This is a genomic window from Desulfuromonas acetoxidans DSM 684 (assembly GCF_000167355.1).
GTDB classification, from domain to species: domain Bacteria; phylum Desulfobacterota; class Desulfuromonadia; order Desulfuromonadales; family Desulfuromonadaceae; genus Desulfuromonas; species Desulfuromonas acetoxidans.
This window is the reverse complement of the sequence record NZ_AAEW02000011.1, coordinates 116,048-133,363: the sequence shown is the minus strand read 5'-3', so window position 1 is coordinate 133,363 and position 17,316 is coordinate 116,048. Positions and strand designations below refer to the sequence as shown.

At 48.8% G+C, this 17,316-nt stretch carries 20 protein-coding genes, 1 tRNA gene and 1 pseudogene; 20 read left to right on the top strand and 2 right to left on the bottom strand.

Features of this window, described 5'->3' with window-relative positions; translation table 11 throughout:
- The 20 genes and pseudogenes from DACE_RS19015 to DACE_RS10620 all read left to right on the top strand — a co-directional run.
- Nucleotides 1–763 (top strand): annotated as a pseudogene (locus tag DACE_RS19015) (His/Gly/Thr/Pro-type tRNA ligase C-terminal domain-containing protein); the annotation flags it as partial.
- A gap of 11 nt (nucleotides 764–774) precedes the next feature.
- Nucleotides 775–1,290: a translation initiation factor IF-3 gene (infC, locus tag DACE_RS10710; RefSeq protein ID WP_040367032.1), complete on the top strand. Its 516-nt coding sequence runs from the start codon at nucleotides 775–777 to the stop codon at nucleotides 1,288–1,290.
- 56 nt (nucleotides 1,291–1,346) lie between these two features.
- On the top strand, nucleotides 1,347–1,544 hold the full coding sequence (rpmI, locus tag DACE_RS10705) for a 50S ribosomal protein L35 (protein ID WP_006001114.1): 198 nt from the start codon (nucleotides 1,347–1,349) through the stop codon (nucleotides 1,542–1,544).
- Between the two features lie 122 nt (nucleotides 1,545–1,666).
- Nucleotides 1,667–2,023, top strand: a complete 357-nt coding sequence (gene rplT / locus DACE_RS10700; protein WP_006001112.1) for a 50S ribosomal protein L20 — start codon at nucleotides 1,667–1,669, stop codon at nucleotides 2,021–2,023.
- A gap of 127 nt (nucleotides 2,024–2,150) precedes the next feature.
- Nucleotides 2,151–3,167, top strand: a complete 1,017-nt coding sequence (gene pheS, locus DACE_RS10695) for a phenylalanine--tRNA ligase subunit alpha (RefSeq protein WP_006001110.1) — start codon at nucleotides 2,151–2,153, stop codon at nucleotides 3,165–3,167.
- Nucleotides 3,168–3,226: 59 nt separating this feature from the next.
- Nucleotides 3,227–5,641 carry a phenylalanine--tRNA ligase subunit beta gene (gene pheT / locus DACE_RS10690; RefSeq protein WP_006001108.1) on the top strand — a complete coding sequence of 805 codons (2,415 nt, stop codon included), beginning with the start codon at nucleotides 3,227–3,229 and terminating at the stop codon, nucleotides 5,639–5,641.
- 89 nt (nucleotides 5,642–5,730) lie between these two features.
- A complete protein-coding gene (locus DACE_RS10685) occupies nucleotides 5,731–6,012 on the top strand; it encodes an integration host factor subunit alpha (RefSeq protein WP_006001106.1) in 282 nt (93 codons plus the stop codon).
- A 26-nt stretch (nucleotides 6,013–6,038) separates the two neighbouring features.
- A complete protein-coding gene (locus tag DACE_RS10680; RefSeq protein ID WP_006001104.1) occupies nucleotides 6,039–6,380 on the top strand; it encodes a MerR family transcriptional regulator in 342 nt (113 codons plus the stop codon).
- Nucleotides 6,373–7,137 carry a 5'/3'-nucleotidase SurE gene (gene surE / locus DACE_RS10675; RefSeq protein WP_006001103.1) on the top strand — a complete coding sequence of 255 codons (765 nt, stop codon included), beginning with the start codon at nucleotides 6,373–6,375 and terminating at the stop codon, nucleotides 7,135–7,137. Before DACE_RS10680 ends, surE begins: the two co-directional genes overlap by 8 nt.
- Nucleotides 7,138–7,159: 22 nt before the next feature.
- Nucleotides 7,160–7,804, top strand: coding sequence for a protein-L-isoaspartate(D-aspartate) O-methyltransferase (locus DACE_RS10670; RefSeq protein WP_006001100.1), 645 nt, complete (start codon nucleotides 7,160–7,162; stop codon nucleotides 7,802–7,804).
- Between the two features lie 2 nt (nucleotides 7,805–7,806).
- The gene (locus DACE_RS10665) at nucleotides 7,807–8,403 is read left to right on the top strand and encodes a YqaA family protein (RefSeq protein ID WP_006001098.1); all 597 of its coding nucleotides are present in this window, start codon (nucleotides 7,807–7,809) and stop codon (nucleotides 8,401–8,403) included.
- A 41-nt stretch (nucleotides 8,404–8,444) separates the two neighbouring features.
- Nucleotides 8,445–9,194: a peptidoglycan DD-metalloendopeptidase family protein gene (locus DACE_RS10660; RefSeq protein ID WP_006001096.1), complete on the top strand. Its 750-nt coding sequence runs from the start codon at nucleotides 8,445–8,447 to the stop codon at nucleotides 9,192–9,194.
- A 75-nt stretch (nucleotides 9,195–9,269) separates the two neighbouring features.
- Entirely contained in the window at nucleotides 9,270–10,160 is an 891-nt protein-coding gene (locus tag DACE_RS10655) for a sigma-70 family RNA polymerase sigma factor (RefSeq protein WP_006001094.1), read from the top strand.
- Between the two features lie 29 nt (nucleotides 10,161–10,189).
- Nucleotides 10,190–10,705, top strand: a complete 516-nt coding sequence (locus DACE_RS10650; RefSeq protein WP_006001092.1) for an adenine phosphoribosyltransferase — start codon at nucleotides 10,190–10,192, stop codon at nucleotides 10,703–10,705.
- Between the two features lie 48 nt (nucleotides 10,706–10,753).
- Nucleotides 10,754–10,830: transfer RNA gene (locus tag DACE_RS10645), tRNA-Arg, on the top strand.
- Between the two features lie 156 nt (nucleotides 10,831–10,986).
- Entirely contained in the window at nucleotides 10,987–12,072 is a 1,086-nt protein-coding gene (locus DACE_RS10640) for an HD domain-containing phosphohydrolase (RefSeq protein WP_006001089.1), read from the top strand.
- A 17-nt stretch (nucleotides 12,073–12,089) separates the two neighbouring features.
- A complete protein-coding gene (locus DACE_RS10635; RefSeq protein WP_006001084.1) occupies nucleotides 12,090–12,800 on the top strand; it encodes a DUF1847 domain-containing protein in 711 nt (236 codons plus the stop codon).
- 32 nt (nucleotides 12,801–12,832) lie between these two features.
- Nucleotides 12,833–13,564 (top strand): glycerophosphodiester phosphodiesterase family protein, encoded by a 732-nt coding sequence (locus DACE_RS10630; RefSeq protein ID WP_040367029.1) that lies wholly within the window; start codon nucleotides 12,833–12,835, stop codon nucleotides 13,562–13,564.
- A 45-nt stretch (nucleotides 13,565–13,609) separates the two neighbouring features.
- On the top strand, nucleotides 13,610–14,002 hold the full coding sequence (locus tag DACE_RS10625; RefSeq protein ID WP_006001080.1) for a PaaI family thioesterase: 393 nt from the start codon (nucleotides 13,610–13,612) through the stop codon (nucleotides 14,000–14,002).
- 21 nt (nucleotides 14,003–14,023) lie between these two features.
- On the top strand, nucleotides 14,024–14,491 hold the full coding sequence (locus DACE_RS10620) for a YehS family protein (protein WP_006001078.1): 468 nt from the start codon (nucleotides 14,024–14,026) through the stop codon (nucleotides 14,489–14,491).
- 55 nt (nucleotides 14,492–14,546) lie between these two features.
- Here DACE_RS10620 and DACE_RS10615 read toward each other — a convergent pair whose 3' ends face one another.
- Nucleotides 14,547–15,413 carry a thiamine pyrophosphate-dependent enzyme gene (locus DACE_RS10615; protein WP_006001075.1) on the bottom strand — a complete coding sequence of 289 codons (867 nt, stop codon included), beginning with the start codon at nucleotides 15,411–15,413 and terminating at the stop codon, nucleotides 14,547–14,549.
- Nucleotides 15,406–17,112 carry a 2-oxoacid:acceptor oxidoreductase subunit alpha gene (locus DACE_RS10610; RefSeq protein WP_006001073.1) on the bottom strand — a complete coding sequence of 569 codons (1,707 nt, stop codon included), beginning with the start codon at nucleotides 17,110–17,112 and terminating at the stop codon, nucleotides 15,406–15,408. Before DACE_RS10610 ends, DACE_RS10615 begins: the two co-directional genes overlap by 8 nt.
- Nucleotides 17,113–17,316 lie beyond the last annotated feature (204 nt).

Sequence of the window (17,316 nt, the reverse complement as noted above, 5' to 3'; positions counted from 1 at the left end):
GGGGGGTTTCCCGGGCAGGCTAGATTCCGGAGTTCAAAAGGGTGGCTTTTTTTTGTTTCAGGACGTCAATGAGGATATTTTGGTTTTGAGGTTGGAAAAGGAACTGGTTTACCCGTCCGGGAAAAATTCCTTGGCCAGTGATGAAGATTGGGATCGGGCACCCAAGCAATTGCTCGGAGCTTTAAAAGAAACTGGCCTCCCTTATGATATCAATGAAGGGGGAGGGGGCTTTCTACGGTCCAAAGAATCGATATTAAGCTGAAGGACGCCCTTGACAGGTATTGGCAAGTGTGCTACAATCCAGTGCGATTTTACGCTGCCTGAACGATTTGACCTGAATTATGTCGGTGCGGACGGAGAAAAACACCGTCCTGTGATGGTTCATCGAGTCATTCTGGGTTCGATTGAGCGCTTTATCGGCATTCTGATTGAACATTTTTCAGGAAATTTCCCACTGTGGATTTCTCCGGTCCAGGCTGTTGTCATTAATGTGACGGATAGCCAGCTGGAGTATACTCAGAAGGTTACCGACCAGCTGCGAAATGCGGGTGTTCGTGTACAGTCTGATGTGCGTAATGAAAAGTTGGGTTTCAAAATTCGTGAAGCTCAAATGCAGAAGATTCCTTATATGCTGGTCATTGGGGATAAGGAGATGGAGCAGGGTACTGTCACCCCTCGTTTCCGCAACGGAGACAATCTCGAACCGATGACTCCGGAACAGTTCTGTGAATTTGTGCAGGAAGAAAGTACGAAATATCATTAGGAGGTGTCACCATAGCTAAGCAAGAAACAAATATTAATCGGTCAATCCGGGCGCGGGAAGTTCGGGTTGTGGATGATGAAGGCGAACAGCTCGGAGTTATGTCCTTGGACGACGCTCTGGAGGCTGCGGCTGATCGTGGATTGGACCTTGTTGAGGTTTCTCCCAATGCCAAGCCACCGGTGTGTCGCATCATGGACTACGGTAAGTACAAGTATCAGCTGCAAAAACGTGCTGCCGAAGCCAAGAAAAAAGCGGCCCGAGTTGAAGTGAAAGAAGTCAAGCTTCGTCCGAAGACGGAAATCCATGATTTCAACGTCAAGGTGAAGAATGTTCGCCGTTTTCTTGATGCTGGCAACAAGGTCAAAGTTACGATCATGTTTCGTGGTCGTGAGGTGACACATCCCGAGTTCGGCCGCGAACTCCTCCAACGCGTGGCTGATGAAGTTGCTGATATCGGTGTAATTGAATTTTTCCCCAGTATGCAGGGGCGGTTCATGCATATGGTTATGGCACCAAACAAGAAATAAAGACGTGTCACCCTTTCAGGTGTTGCACATAAATTGATCAATGAAGGAGATTGGGGATGCCCAAAATTAAAACCAACCGTGGTGCTGCAAAGCGCTTTCGTAAAACCGGAACCGGAAAAATCCGTCGCAATAAGGCTTTTACCAGCCATATTCTGACAAAAAAAACCACCAAGCGTAAGCGTGACCTGCGTCATGGCACAATTGTCGATGCTGCGGATCATAAAAATATCAGTTGCCTGATTCCTTACAAGTAGGGAACGGCAACTCGGCTTAAGTCCGTGAACTGTTGGGATTACAACTGTCTCCCCCTTCAGATCCGGCAGTGACCACACCATGAGGTGAGGCCACTTATTTTCACACTAGAAGGAGTTACAAGATGCCGAGAGTAAAAAGAGGTTTCAAAGCGAGACGTAGACGTAACAAGGTTCTTAAACTGGCCAAAGGTTACCGTGGAGCACGCAGCAAGTTGTTTCGCAGTGCCACAGAAGCCGTTGACCGGGCCCTGAATTATGCCTACCGTGACCGTCGTGTCAAAAAACGGGACTTCCGTGCCTTATGGATTGCCCGTATTAACGCTGCGGCACGCCAGAATGGTTTGAACTACAGCCGTCTGGTTCATGGTCTCAAACAGGCTGAGGTCGGCCTTGACCGTAAAGTGCTTGCCGAGATCGCAGTAACGGATCCCGCTGCATTCACAGCCGTTGTAGAAAAAGCCAAGGCTCAGATCCAGTAACAAGAACGATAAAAGAGATGGGGGCCACCTCATCTCTTTTTTATTTTGCATGTATGATGATGGAAGCCACATGGCTTCCATCATTTGTTTATAGCTGACAATCTCAGCATACAGAACAAGAGGATTTATGAAGGAAAAACTCGAAGCAATGTTGATCGCTGCTAAGCAGGCACTGGCTGATGCTGTAGATGAAACGGCTCTCCAGGATGTTCGTGTTCGGTTCTTGGGTAAAAAAGGTGAATTGACGGCTATCATGAAGGGGATGGGAGGCTTGTCATCTGAAGAACGTCCCGTTGTCGGTGCGGTTGCTAACCGGGTCAAAGACGAATTATCCGAAACATTCGAGCAGCGCCTTGCGGTATTGAAACAACACGCGATTGCGCAAAAGCTGGCTAATGAGAAGATTGATGTCTCACTTCCTGGTCGCCGCAGTTTGGTCGGTTCAAAACATCCCGTCACCCTGGTGACTGAAGAGTTGATTGAGATTTTTTCCTCGTTGGGTTTCTGTGTTGCTGAAGGTCCTGAAGTTGAACAGGATTTTTATAATTTTGAAGCGTTGAATATCCCCAAGGATCATCCTGCCCGAGATATGCAGGATACGTTTTATATTAACGATGAGGTGGTTCTGAGGACCCATACCTCACCTGTCCAGATACGTTCGATGATTAAGCAGAAGCCTCCTGTGCGCGTTATCGCCCCGGGAACGGTCTACCGTCGCGATTCTGATATCACCCACAGCCCGATGTTTCACCAGATTGAAGGCTTTATGGTGGATGAAAACATCACCTTTGGTGATCTGAAGGGGATTCTGACTACCTTCATTCAGGAGTGCTTTGGAAAGTCGGTGGGTGTGCGTTTTCGTCCGTCTTTTTTTCCGTTTACCGAGCCCAGTGCAGAAGTGGATATTCAGTGTGTGATTTGCGGAGGTAAGGGCTGCCGTGTTTGCAAGAATTCGGGTTGGTTGGAAATTCTGGGCAGCGGCATGATTGATCCCGAAGTGTTTAAATCCGTAAACTACGATTCTGAGCGTTACAGTGGTTTTGCCTTTGGTATGGGACTGGAACGGATTGCCATGTTGAAGTATGGCGTCAACGATTTGCGCTTGTTCTTTGAAAACGATGTGCGCTTTTTGCGCCAGTTTTAAAGTAAACGCAGCCGTATTAAAGCCATGCAGGGTTTCAACGACGTAAAAGGAATTTCAACATGAATGTTACATATAAATGGTTAAAAGAGTTTGTCGATTTCGATCTGGACGGTGATCAGTTGTCACACCAGCTGACCATGGCTGGTCTTGAAGTGGATTACATGGAGCACCTGGGAGCCGGGCTTGACAGTGTCATCGTGGCTCAACTCGACCGGGTCGAGGCGCACCCTGATGCAGATAAGCTGACCATGTGCCAGGTGAACACCGGCACAGAGGTTATTCCTGTTGTCTGTGGGGCCAAAAATCACAAACAGGGTGATCTGATCGCTCTGGCCCAGGTTGGGACGATTTTACCCGGTGACTTTAAAATTAAAAAATCAAAGATTCGCGGGGCGGTTTCCCAGGGAATGCTGTGCTCTGAAAAAGAGTTGGGCCTGGCCGAGGAGTCGGAAGGTATTTTAATTCTTCCTCAGGGTCTAGCACTCGGTACTCCGGTTTTTGATGCTCTAGGGCTTAAAGATATTCGCTACGAAATCGGTTTGACGCCAAACCGTGCTGATTGCCTCAGTGTCGCTGGTGTGGCCCGTGAAGTTGCAGCTATGGTCGGAAAAACTATGACGTTGCCGGAGGTGGCACCCGTTGATGAGGCAGCAGAAGAGATTGAAAAGTTGACCTCTGTGACCATAGAAGATGCGGATGGCTGCCCTCGCTATATGGCGCGACTGATTCAGGGCGTTAAAATTGGGCCTTCGCCGGGATGGTTAGTGCGGCGTCTTGAATCTGTTGGTCAACGTTCAATTAACAATGTTGTCGATGTGACGAATTATCTGCTGATGGAGCTGGGACATCCTCTTCACGCGTTTGATTTTGGTTCACTTCGTGGCCAACGCATTATTGTCAAGCGTGCTGCTGATGGAGAATCTTTCGTTACTCTCGATGGTCAGACCCGCACACTGCAGGGCTCCGATATGGTCATTTGTGATGCCGAAGGTTCGGTGGCACTGGCTGGCGTCATGGGTGGTGAGAACTCTGAGGTTGAAGATGATACCGTTGATGTCTTGCTCGAGAGCGCTTACTTTGATCCAATTTCAATTCGTCGCACCAGTAAACGTTTAGGGATTCATTCCGAGGCGTCACACCGCTTTGAGCGCGGTGCGGATATTGACATTGTTCCCGTAGCTCTTGAGCGTGCCACGGCCTTGATTCAGCAACTGGCCGGTGGTCGGGTCGCTAAAGGTGTGATCGATACGTATCCTAAGACGCTGGAAAAACGGACTGTTGCTATTACGGTCAACAAGACAAATCGTCTGCTTGGTCTGGACTTGACACTGCAACAGATCGATACGTTGCTGCGTTCTATTGAGCTGGAAACTACTGCCTTGGCTGGGGATGAAGAAGGGCTGCAGGTTGTCATTCCTATGTCCCGCCACGATCTTGAGCGCGAAGTTGATTTGATTGAAGAGGTTGCGCGTCTCAATGGTTATGACAACATTCCGGTAACGATGCCGGCTAGCCGTGTCGTGCACCGTCGTAAAGAAACACAGCAAAGTTTTGTCACGCAGTTGCGCGATGCCATGGTAGCCCAAGGTGCTCGGGAAATTATCAACTATTCCTTTGTATCACCCACATCCTGGGATAAAATTCAGTTAAAACAGGATGATCTGCGACGCACCAATGTTCGTGTCCTTAATCCGTTGACTGAAGAACAATCTGTGATGCGAACCAGTCTGGTTCCAGGTATGCTGGAGGTTGTGTCACGGAACCTGGCTTACCGAAGCGATGATTTGCGATTGTTTGAGTTGCGTCCGGTCTTTAATGTTGTTGCCGATCAGGACCAGCCGTGCGAGGTTGTTAACCTCTGCGCCATATTAACCGGTCGTCGCGAGTTGGAAGGGTGGTCTCAGCAGGATGATACCGTTGATTTCTTTGATCTCAAGGGGCTTGTTGAAGTTGTCGCGCAGCAGTTGAATCTATCGTCTTTGCAGGTTGAGGCGGATGCGTGTCAAAGCTATCTGCATCCGGGCAAGTCCTGTCGGATTTATAGTGGTAAAAAGCTGATAGGTGTTATGGGCGAAGTTCATCCTGTGGTCCAGGATGCGTATGATATCAATCAACCGGTTTTCCTGGTTGAGCTCGATGTGCCAGCCATGATCGCTGGTCGTGCCCAGGCTGCGACCTTTCAGCCGATCTCTCGGTTTCCTGATGTCTATCGGGATAGTGCTATTCTAATCGATGACGAAGTTTCGGCGGATCAGGTCCTCAAGGGGATTGGTTCCGTTAAAGTGAAAAATTTAGATGACGTTGTGCTGTTTGATCTGTACAGTGGAAAGGGTATTCCCGAAGGGAAGAAAAGCTTGGCTTTCAGGGTTCGTTATCGTTCCACAGAAAAAACTCTTACAGATGACGAAATTAATAAAATGCACGCCAAGATCGTAAAGTCATTAGAGAAAAATCTTGGTGCTGAGCTCAGATAGCTCTTGCAGCCTCCCCGGAGGCTGTGTTATAAACCGTTTAAAATCAACGTTCTGTCGATTCTGTCGAATTTTTATGATATGGAGGTATTATGACAAAAGCGGATCTTGTGGAAAATGTATATTTCAAGACAGGTTTTTCTAAGAAGGAATCCGCTGAGATTGTTGAAACGGTTTTCGAGTTGATGAAAGACACGCTTGAAGATGGCGATAAAATTAAAATCGCCGGTTTTGGCAATTTTGTTGTGAAGCAGAAAGCAACACGTCGTGGTCGTAATCCACAGACGGGTGAAGAAATTGAGATCAGCTCACGCAAGATTCTCACCTTCAAACCGAGTCAAGTACTAAAGACAGCGATTAACGAAGGGGACTGATCAGTCCCCTTTTTCATATTTACTCCATGAGTGTCGAGATCCCGGACAAACTTTTCTTCAAAATAGGTGAGGTAGCCTCAATTACAGGCGTTAAGCCTCATGTTTTGCGCTACTGGGAATCTGAATTCGGCGCCTTTTCACCCTCCAAAAGTCGTTCTCAGCAACGCCAATATCAAAAAAAAGATATTGAGCTGGTTCTTCAGCTTAAAGATCTCCTGTATAATCAAGGTTTCACAATTGCCGGGGCACGTAAAGCGCTCAGGGCAAGCAAAGGCAGTGCGCCAAAAACAGAGCAAAAGAGTGATCGTGAACATTTGCTTGAAATTCGCACTGAATTACGCAACTTGAGAAAGCGCCTTGATGACTGACGCGCTGCAGCCACCATTGATCATGGTCACCAATGACGATGGCATTCTGGCACCCGGCATTCAATCACTTGCCGATGCGTTGCAAAGTCTTGGCGAGGTGGTTGTTGTTGCTCCGGACCGAGAACGCAGTGCTGCTGGACATTCTCTGACTCTTCATCAGCCGGTGAGAGCGGATCAGATTTCTGAGAATCATTTTGCTGTAGATGGTACTCCGACAGATTGTGTTAATCTGGCGATTCATGGTCTGTTGCCGTATCGACCAGCTCTGGTTGTGTCCGGTATCAATCGCGGAAGCAACTTGGCGGATGATATTACCTATTCAGGTACGGTCGCCGCAGCCATGGAAGCGATGCTGATGCAGGTTCCGGCCTTGGCTGTATCACTGGAGATCGTCGCTGACAAGGTTGCGGATTACAGTTTTGCTTCACACTATGCCTATGTGGTCGCGCGGCAGATTCTTGAACATGGTTTACCTCACGATACGTTTTTGAATCTCAATGTTCCTTACGGAACACCCAAAGGGGTGAGAATCACACGGCAGGGAAAACGCCTTTACGATAACAAAATTGAGAGAAAGCAGGATCCACGAGGTCGAACCTATTACTGGTTGGGAGGCAACCTGTTGGGGTTTAACCGGCAAAAGGAGTGTGATTGCGGTGCCATTGCCGATGGCTATGCATCCTTGACTCCTCTTCATCTGGATTTGACAAACTATCAGTCGGTTCAACATCTGTCTGGTTGGGAGCTTGATTCCTGACGTTTCTGGAAATGTAACAATTATGGATTATTCAATCGCTCGTCGGCGAATGGTCGCCCAACACATCGTTTCTCGTGGCATTCATGATGCTGATCTCATTCATGTCATGGAAGAGGTGCCACGCCATCTGTTTGTTGAAGAAGCCCTGCAGAGTCAGGCCTATACCGACTATGCCTTGCCCATCGGAGAGAAACAGACCATTTCTCAACCTTATATGGTGGCAGTGATGACTGAGGCGCTGCAATTGAAACGGGGTGACCGGGTTCTCGAAGTGGGAACTGGATCAGGGTATCAGGCTGCTGTGTTATCACGCCTTGTTGCCCATGTTTACAGTGTCGAGCGGATTGCAACCCTGGCCAGGCGCGCTCGCCGTATTCTCGATAAAATCGGTAGCAGCAATGTTCATATCCAGGTTGCGGATGGGACCACCGGTTGGAGGGATCAGGCACCGTTTGATGGAATCATTGTTACTGCCGGAGCACCGCAAATCCCTCAGGATTATCTTGATCAACTGGTTGTGGGTGGTCGTTTGATTATTCCTGTTGGTGATAGCGGTCAACAGGTTCTGAAACGGGTGACCCGGGTGGCGGAGCAGCAATTTGATGAAGAAGAGATTTTACCGTGCCGGTTTGTTCCCCTCATTGGTGAACACGGTTGGAGCCAATAATTGTGACAGCTCTGGTTCGTCGTCTTTATGATTGGGTCTTGAGTTGGGCGGATTCACCCTATGCGACGGTGGCATTGTTTTTCCTGGCGCTGGCGGAATCGTCCTTTTTTCCCATTCCTCCGGATGTGCTGTTGTTGGCCCTGTGCCTGTCTTTGCCTGCATTGGCACCGCGCTATGCTTTGATCTGTACTTTAGGATCTGTTCTCGGTGGAATGCTTGGCTATCTGATTGGTTTTTCTTTTTGGGGATCGACCTCGCAGTTGTTTTTTACCTGGGTTCCGGGATTTACTCCAGAGCTTTTTGCCCGTATTCAGCATTTATTTCAACAGTATGATTTCTGGTTTGTTTTTACAGCGGGATTTACACCGATTCCCTATAAAATTATTACGGTTGGCGCTGGGGTGTTCAATCTTCAATTTATCATTTTTGTCGTTGCTTCCTGTATCAGCCGTGGGTTACGATTTTTTCTGATCGCTTGGCTTGTCAGCCGCTATGGGTCGTCAGCCCGTTCTTTTATTGATGAGAATTTCAACCGTTTAACCATCGCATTCACCGTGTTGCTGGTTGGTGGTTTTGTTGTGGTTCGCTACGTGTTTTAAGTCTTGTCGGGAGACCTTCCGAAAAAGGAGAATGGCCTCTGATGCGTGTTATCGCACTGACCTTGTTGACACTGATAACCCTGGTGGCGTGCGCGATATCAGGGGTGAATCACGTTGTTCAGCCGGGACAGACACTTTACCGTATCAGTAAAACCTATGGGGTTTCTGCCGATAAAATCGCCGCCTACAATCATATTAAAGATCCTACCCAGATCAAAGCTGGTGAATCCTTATGGATTCCTGGCGTCCGTCATACGCGCACCGTTGCTGTTGTGCCAGGTACAACACGTCAAACCCTTCAAAAATCCATTCCGAAAGTTCCCCGTAAAAAAACAGTGAAACCACCGAAAACGGTGAAGAAAAAATCACCGTCAAAAGTGTCACAACCTGTGCGTAAACAGCCAAGTGTTGCTGTTAAAAAAGGCCTTCTGGACTGGCCGGTGAGAGGTGCAGTACTGCAGACGTATGGTGTGAAAAATGGCGAACGCAATAAGGGAATTGTGATTGCGGCTTCTGAGGGGACACCTGTACTTTGTGCAGCTGCAGGGCAAGTGATCTACAGTGGCAGCGGTATACAAGGTTATGGCCATCTCCTGATTGTCAAGCATAGTGACAATCTCTACACTGTTTACGGACACAATCGATCGACACTGGTTAAGACCGGTGCGTTTGTCAATAAGGGGCAGAGAATTGCCCTGTCGGGTCGTGTCCCTTCACTGGGACGAGGTGGGGTGCATTTTGAAGTCAGGCAGGGAAATCAGGCGGTTAATCCGGCTTTTTACTTGCCATGACACACGCATTTTACTACCTTTAAATCTCCGTAGTTTTCAATGTTGTCATATGTTTAACCCCAGGATGGAGGAACCATGTCAGCAGAAAAAGCGAGTGACAGTTCAAAAAAGAAAAAAAACAAGGCTTCATCTGCGCGAGAAACCTCGGGTGATGATGCCATCAAATATTATCTGCACGACATCCAGAAATCCAAATTGTTAACGGCGGAAGAAGAGCGGGCGCTTGCCACAAAAGTTGAAGCAGGAGATGAGCAGGCCCGGGCTAAAATGATTGAATCCAACCTGCGTCTGGTGGTCAAAATCGCCAAACGCTATATGAATCGTGGTTTGCCGTTTCTTGATCTGATCGAGGAAGGCAATATGGGATTGATTAAAGCGGTGGAGCGCTTTCAGGTCGCCAAAGAGTGCCGTTTTTCAACCTATGCCACTTGGTGGATTCGTCAGTCTATTGAACGCGCACTGGTGAATCAGAGTCGAACGATCCGTCTGCCGGTCCATGTCTCAGATAATGTCAATCGTATGCTCAAGGCCACCAAAGAGGTGCTTAAAAAATTGAACCATGAGCCTTCAGAAGCACAAATTGCTGAGGCGATGGGGGCACCTGTCGAAGAAGTGCGGCGTTTGCAACAACTGGTCAAAAAAACTTATTCTATTGAGCATCCGCTCGGCGACAATGACAACTATTCGTTGATGGACACTCTGGAAGATTCCTCGGTGATTAATCCAGCCGAATTGCTGGAAAATCAGGACCAGTATGATTTTGTGAATAAATGGCTGTCCAGCTTAAAGGAAAACGAACGTGATATTCTTATGCTGCGTTTCGGTCTGAATGATTGTGAACCGGAGACTCTAGATACGATCGGTAAACGTTACGGGGTGACACGGGAGCGAATTCGTCAGATTGAGGCAAAGAGCCTTGATAAATTGCGGCGCATGATGCGCGAAGAAGCTGAAAACCAACTGTAGACTATCTTGACTCACAAGAGGAGTAATTGGTGGAAGAACTGAGAAGTATCATTCGGGATATTCCCGATTTTCCCAAAAAAGGGATTGTTTTTAAAGATATTACGACGCTGCTCGCTGACGGCAAGAGCTTTCATCGTATGATTGATTTGATTGCGCATCGTTATATCGGACAGAAGATTGATAAAATTGTTGGGGTTGAAGCGCGTGGCTTTCTGTTGGGTTCGGCCTTAGCCTATAAATTGGGCGTTGGAATTGTATTGGTGCGTAAGCCGGGGAAGCTGCCGTATAAAACCTTGAAAAAGACCTATGATCTTGAGTATGGCACCGATACCCTCGAAATCCATGAAGATGCTTTTCAGCCGGGAGAACGCGTGCTCATCGCCGATGACCTTCTGGCAACCGGTGGCACGGTTACCGCTGTTGTTGAATTGGTTGAGGAACTTGGAGCCGATCTGGTTGAATGTGCGTTTCTTGCTGAACTTGATTTTCTCAAAGGTCGTGATCGTCTGCCGGAGAATAAGGTGTTCAGTCTGTTGCATTTTTAATATAAAGCCTTGCCATGAACTATGGCCTGGGCTATAAATATCGCCTTTGGCCCCGTAGCTCAGCTGGATAGAGCGATCGCCTCCTAAGCGATAGGCCACTGGTTCGACTCCAGTCGGGGCCGCCAATAAAATCAAGCCTTTAGCAGCTAATGCTAAGGGCTTTTTTTATTGTTTATTCTCTTGGGATGCAAATTTTTTCGTCTGTGTGTCTGTTTCTTTACTCGACCTTTGAATGAAATATCTATAATATTTAAGTTGGTTCGTATTGAAGGAGGTAGCTGATGACTTTGAATGAACGCTTGGAGCGTATTCACGACCAGATTCAACAGAGCTGTAACTCTGTTGGTCGGATTGCCGTGGCTTTGTATGACGATAAAACCGATATTCTTCATACCTTCTTATCCAGTAGCGAGGAGAATCCATTTCACAACTATCAGATTCCTCTGTCTCAGGTTCCGTCCCTGAATATGTTGGCCATGTCAGGGGAAAATCGCCTTATTTCCGATATTCCGGCAAGCCTGTCCGATTCGAACTCACACCACAGCAAACAAATTGTTGGTAGTGGATATTGTTCCAGTTTGACCATACCGCTAAAGTTGCAGGGAAAACTTTTGGGATTTTTGTTCTATGACTCATTTGAAAAAGACGATTTTTCTGTAACCATGCAAGGAACGCTCAATTTATATGCGCAACTTATTTGTGAAACGATTTCCCATGATCTGGCATCGATAAAAACATTACGCGGTGCAGTGGTGACAGCTCGGGAGTTCAGTCGTCAACGGGATGAGGAAACCGCCGCGCACTTGTCGCGGATGGCTCATTATTCACGTTTGATCGCTATGGAGGTCAGTGATCACTACCAGATCAGTGAAGAGACCATTGAGTACCTCCATCAGTTTGCTCCGTTGCATGATATCGGCAAGGTGGCCATCCCTGATCGAATTCTTCTCAAGAAGGGGCGTTTGACCGATGATGAACGCGAGGTGATGCGCTCTCATGTTCTTCGTGGCGTAGAAATTATTGACCTGATGATCGATGAGTTTGATCTGGGTACCGTGCGCCATATCGAGTTGCTGCGCAATATTATTGCCGGGCATCACGAACGGTTTGATGGTTCCGGCTATCCTTCCGGTCAGCAGGGGTTGGATATTCCCGTTGAAAGTCGTATTATCGCAGTGGCGGATGTTTTTGATGCTTTGACAACACAGCGTCCTTATAAACCGGCCTGGTCTTTTGACGAGGCTCTGACCCAGATGCAGACAACCGAGTCTGCATTCTACGATCCAGCCTGTGTGGCGGCCCTTGCCAAACGACGCGATGATGTGGAAGCCATTCGCCGCCGTTTCGTCGATCCACCTGCGGACTGATCATTCAAGGAAACCCAATGAGTTCAAAGAAAAATTATCAATGTCACCGCTGCCTTGGCGTCTGGGAAAAGACCGGGCGAACCTCGTGCAGTGCTCCTCCCGGAAAAATCAAAGCTCCGGCCGATTGTCCCGGCCAACAGCAGGAGCTGATTCACGAATGTTTTGACCAGTACTGTGATGATACGGAACAGGCCCGTCTGGCTCAAGTCGCTGCGCGCGTCGAAGGGTTGTGCTATCAGTCTGATTCCGATGAACAGTCGGTGCATCCGCGTTGGACGCGTGTCGAGGATACTATTGCCCTGGCTAAACTGATGGGCTATCAGACCATCGGTATTGCGACCTGTCTTGGCTTGTTGGCGGAAACCCGTCAATTGAGTGAAATTCTCGAAGCCCAAGGGTTTGATGTGGTTTCCGTGTGCTGTAAAGCCGGGGGAATTGATAAAATTAAACTGGGGATTGAAGAGCAGGATAAAGTGCGCCCGGGCCATTACGAAGCGGCCTGTAATCCGATTGCCCAGGCAGCGTTCCTCAATGAATCAAAGACCGATATGAATATCATTGTTGGATTATGTGTCGGTCACGATATGCTGTTTAATCTCCATTCTAAGGCTCCGGTCACGACTCTCGTGGCCAAGGATCGAGTTACCGGTCACAATCCTGTCAGTGTTCTTTATGGACAGAATTTTTACTACAAACGGTTGAAGAAATCGCCGTTGAAGGTCGACTGAAAAATTCCCTCCCTATGGAAGAGAAGGTGGTTATGAACGTCGGTCAGTTTGTTGCTCATCGTGGCTATCGTAGCGATTATCCGGAAAATACGCTTTTGGCTCATCAAATGGCTGTTGAAGCGGGCGCCCTGTTTGTGGAAACCGATATCCAGATGAGTGCTGATGGTGTTCCGGTGTTGTATCACGATATCGACATGTTGCGTCTCAGTGGTCTGCAACAACGGCTCGACGAGTTTACCGCAGAACAATTGAAGCAGGTCTGTGTCTGTGAGCCGGAACGGTTCGGAAGTCGCTTTGAACAGGAACCGCTGGCAACACTGGATGCCTTCGTTGTCTGGCTGGCGGACAGACCACAGGTCACCGCTTATATTGAAATCAAGCCGGAATGTCGCCAGGGCTATGGTTTAAACGCGGTCACCCAGATTATGAATCGATTAAGGCCTGTCTTTGCGCAAGTGGTGATTATCAGTTTTGATCTTGATAGCATCGGTTTGGCCCGCCATATTGGTGCGCCGCGTGTCGGAGTGGTTCTGAGTACCTGGCAGACATTGCAGATGTCGGTTGTCAGCCAGATTCAGCCGGATGTTTTTTTCTGTGATGCCTACCTGGTGCCCGACGATGCAGATCTTGCTTCAATCAAAACGCCTTTTGTGATCTACGAAGTTTCAGAGTTTTCCAAAGCAGAATACTGGTTGTCGCGTGGCGCCGCTCAGGTTGAGACGTACAACATCGGGACGATGCTCGAAACTCTGGCGAAAAAGTGATAGGGTAGGCGCATTTTTAATGATTGAGTGGATAGGAGTATCGTAATGGAAATTGCTGATGATGCGCATTGCTTTGTGTGCGGTCCGGAAAACTCCCGTGGTTTGCAGGCTAAATTTGAGATGGACCCTGAACGGTTGCGCTCTCATTGTCAAATTTCGCTGTCCGGGGAGTTCCAGGGCTGGCAGGACGTAGTTCATGGCGGCATGCTGGCCACGTTGTTGGATGAAGCGTCCATCTACGCCTGTCGGACCATTGCACCTCGCTGTGTAACGGCGGAGTTGGCGGTACGCTATAAAAAACCAGTTCCTGTGGATACGCCGTTGGATATCAGTGCGGAAGTGGTTGAACAGAAAAAGAGGGTATTTCTGGTCGAGGCTAAGATTGCCATCAATGGAACCGTTCATGCTGAAGCCAGTACCAAGGTCTTTCGGCTGTAATTTGCAACAACAGGAAATGTAATGACATATAACGATATTTTGCGTCGCTTCCGTTATGCGGTGGATTTGTCGGATGACGCAATGGTAGATATTTTTTCTGAAGGTGGAGTGACACTGGACAACGGCGAATTGGTTGCTTTGTTGCGCCGTGAAGAGGATGAGGGTTGTAAACCCTGCAGCGAAAAACGTATGAAGCAGTTTTTGACCGGCCTGGTGCGTTTTACCCGCGGTGAAGCTCCTGCGGGAACGCCACCGTTGATCGGTGAAAACGACTCGCTGACCAATAACGTAATTCTCAAGGCCATACGCATAGCTCTGGAGATGCAAGAACAGGATATGCTGGAAGTGTTTGCTCAGGCTGGGTTTACCATCTCACGTTCAGAGCTCAGTGCTCTGTTTCGTAAAAAGGGACACAAAAATTACAAACCCTGCGGCGATCAGTTGTTGCGGAATTTTTTAAAAGGCTTGACCCTGCATAATCGCGCATAGCCCGACCGTTAAAAAAATGGCCGGATAATTCATGTTATCCGGCCATTTCCTCATGTCATTTCTTGCTGTCCAGTAACTGCCTTAATGCCTCTTGATCCACCTTTCGTTGCCAAAGTGGTGTGTTGTTTCGTTGATACGCGGCCTGTTGTTCCTCATAGGTTTTTTTGTCGTTGCTACGGTAAAGAATGCCTAGCGGATAACGTTCGGTGTCCAATGCCAGAGCCAAGGCCGCAGCGCGATCAGACGGATCGTGATCCTCAATAATGCGGCAATGCTCTTTATACCAGGCATAGGTGTTGAGTTTGTTAAAGGAGACACAGGGCTGAAAGATTTCTACCACAGCCAGGCCCTTGTGCTCAACGGCCTGTTCAATCAGATCCTGAGTCAGCTCTTTGTGCCCGATGAAGCTGCGGGCAACAAATGAGGCATTCTGGGCGATGGCAATGGCCATGGCATTGATCGGTTCCTCGGTCACTCCTCGTGGTTGGGTGGTGGTTTTCATCCCTTCAAGTGTGGTGGGTGAGCCCTGTCCTTTGGTCAGGCCGTAGATCTGGTTGTTGTGCACCAAAACCGTGATATCCGGATTGCGTCTCAACATATGCAAAAAATGGTTGCCGCCTTCAGCGTACATATCACCATCACCGCCAACAGCGACCACCGTGAGTTCAGGATTGGCGCCTTTGACCCCTGTGGCAATGGGTAAGGCCCGGCCATGCAGGGTGTGAAACCCGTTGCTGTGGATGTAGTGAGGCAACTTTCCTGCCTGGCCGATACCGCTGATAATCGCGGTTTGTTGTGGTGTTTTGTTCAAGTTTTCCAGGCTTTTTTTCAAGACCTCTAAAATAGCAAAATCACCACAACCCGGGCACCAGGAGATCTCTTGTGATCCGGGGCGTTGTGAGTCGTAAAGTAAGTTACTCATGGTGGCCTCCTTTCACCAGCGCATTCAATTGCTCGGACACATATTCGCAGGACAGGGCACGACCATCGTATTTAAGGATGCGCTGCTCTATGCGGCAGGCGTAATCACGCTGGAGCAGGTCGGCAAACTGGCCGGTAAAGTTTTGCTCCACGGCAATGATCTGCTGTGCCTGGTTGAGATAGTCGGTGATCGATTTTGGCAAGGGGAAGACCTGACTGAAGTGAAGCAGGGCAAGTCCGGGAATCGCGCACGATTCAACGGCATCTTTAAGAGTGTTGTAGGTTGATCCCCAACTGATGACCAATGTCGAGTAGTCTTTGGTGCCGACCAGGGTCGGTTGCAACGCCTCATCAATCATCTGTTGCTGTTTGCGCATCCGTTTTTCGGGCATGGCTGCGCTCAGGGTAATCTCCTCGGTGGTGTCTCCGTACTCATCGTGTTCGTTACCATTGGCGATTACAACACCCTGACCGTGACCGGGAAGAGCGCGCGGTGAGATGCCGTTGTCGGTAAGCTGATAGCGCTGGTAATCTTCAGGGGATTCAATGATCTGCAGTGGCTCCATTTCGGGCAAGGAAACCTGATCGCTGTTGTAATAGGTGTCGACGAAATATTCATCGGTCAAAATGAAACAGGGGGTCTGAAACTTGTCGGCCATGGCGAACGCTCGTGCCGATAATTGCACGGCTTCTTCAATGTCTTTTGGGGCAAAGATGGTTCGGGGGAAATCGCCATGTCCTGCATGGAGCACCAAATTAAGGTCGCCCTGGGCTGTGCGAGTGGGCAGTCCGGTTGCTGGACCGGGCCGTTGTGCCAAATGCAGCACAAAGGGTGTTTCAGACATGCCGGACAAGCTGATCAGCTCTTCCATCAAAGCAAAGCCGCCACCTGAAGTGGTGACCATGCCGCGCCCTCCGGCGTACCAAGTGCCGATACAGGCACCGGCTGCAGCAATCTCATCTTCAAACTGCTCGACCACCAGGTCAAAATTTTGTGCCTGCTGACTGAGAAAAACCGCAACTGCTGTCGATGGTGACATCGGATAGAAAGATAACGCGTTGCACCCTCCGCTTAACGCGCCCACAGCGACCGCTTCACTGCCATTAAGTAATGTCTGGTCATTGACGCTGTTATCGGTACCCAGAGTAAAGGTGCAGTTCTGGTCGTTTTTCAGCTTTTCCCCTTGGGTCCAGCCGTAGTGTAGTGCTTTGAGGTTTTTTTCGACAATTGACGCTTGTTTGTCGTCGAAAGCCTCTTTGACCAGTTCCTCTACCAGGTTTTGGTCGATATCAAATAAGGCCGTTACCATGCCGGCACACAGAGTATTCAGCTCTTTTTTAAAGTTTTTCTCGTCCTCTTCGTCCCAATCCAGGGCAAAGACATGCTCTGTTGGTGGTGTACCATCAAGGAATGTGTCACTGCCGAGAATAATCGCCTGTGGTGTCAGCCGTGGGGCGACCCAGTCGATGACCCCGGTGGTGAACGGAACCAGCAGGTCGATCTGTTCACGGTAACTGCGTATCGGGGATGAACCGACGCTGATGGTGATGGTGTTGAGACCGCCGCGCACACGTGACATGTATTCTTTGGTGGCGTAGATGTGATAACCGGATTGCTTGAATGCACGGATGAGGATCCGTTCCACCGTGTTGACGCCTTGGCCGGCCTGGCCGCCAAGAACGATATTGACCCGTTGCATTTTTTCTCCTCCTTGTTGCGAAAGCGTTAAAAGAGTGTCGTGAGAAATGATGCTGAACGACAGCAGACACGCGAGCAGCGCGTGACCGCTTGATGGATTTATGATACTAAGTAGAACATCTTCATGCAGGTCTGTCGAATAATTCTTTTAAATGATTCTTAGCGGTCATTCTCCAGGAAAACGCTGGGACGTATTTTTTTTAAT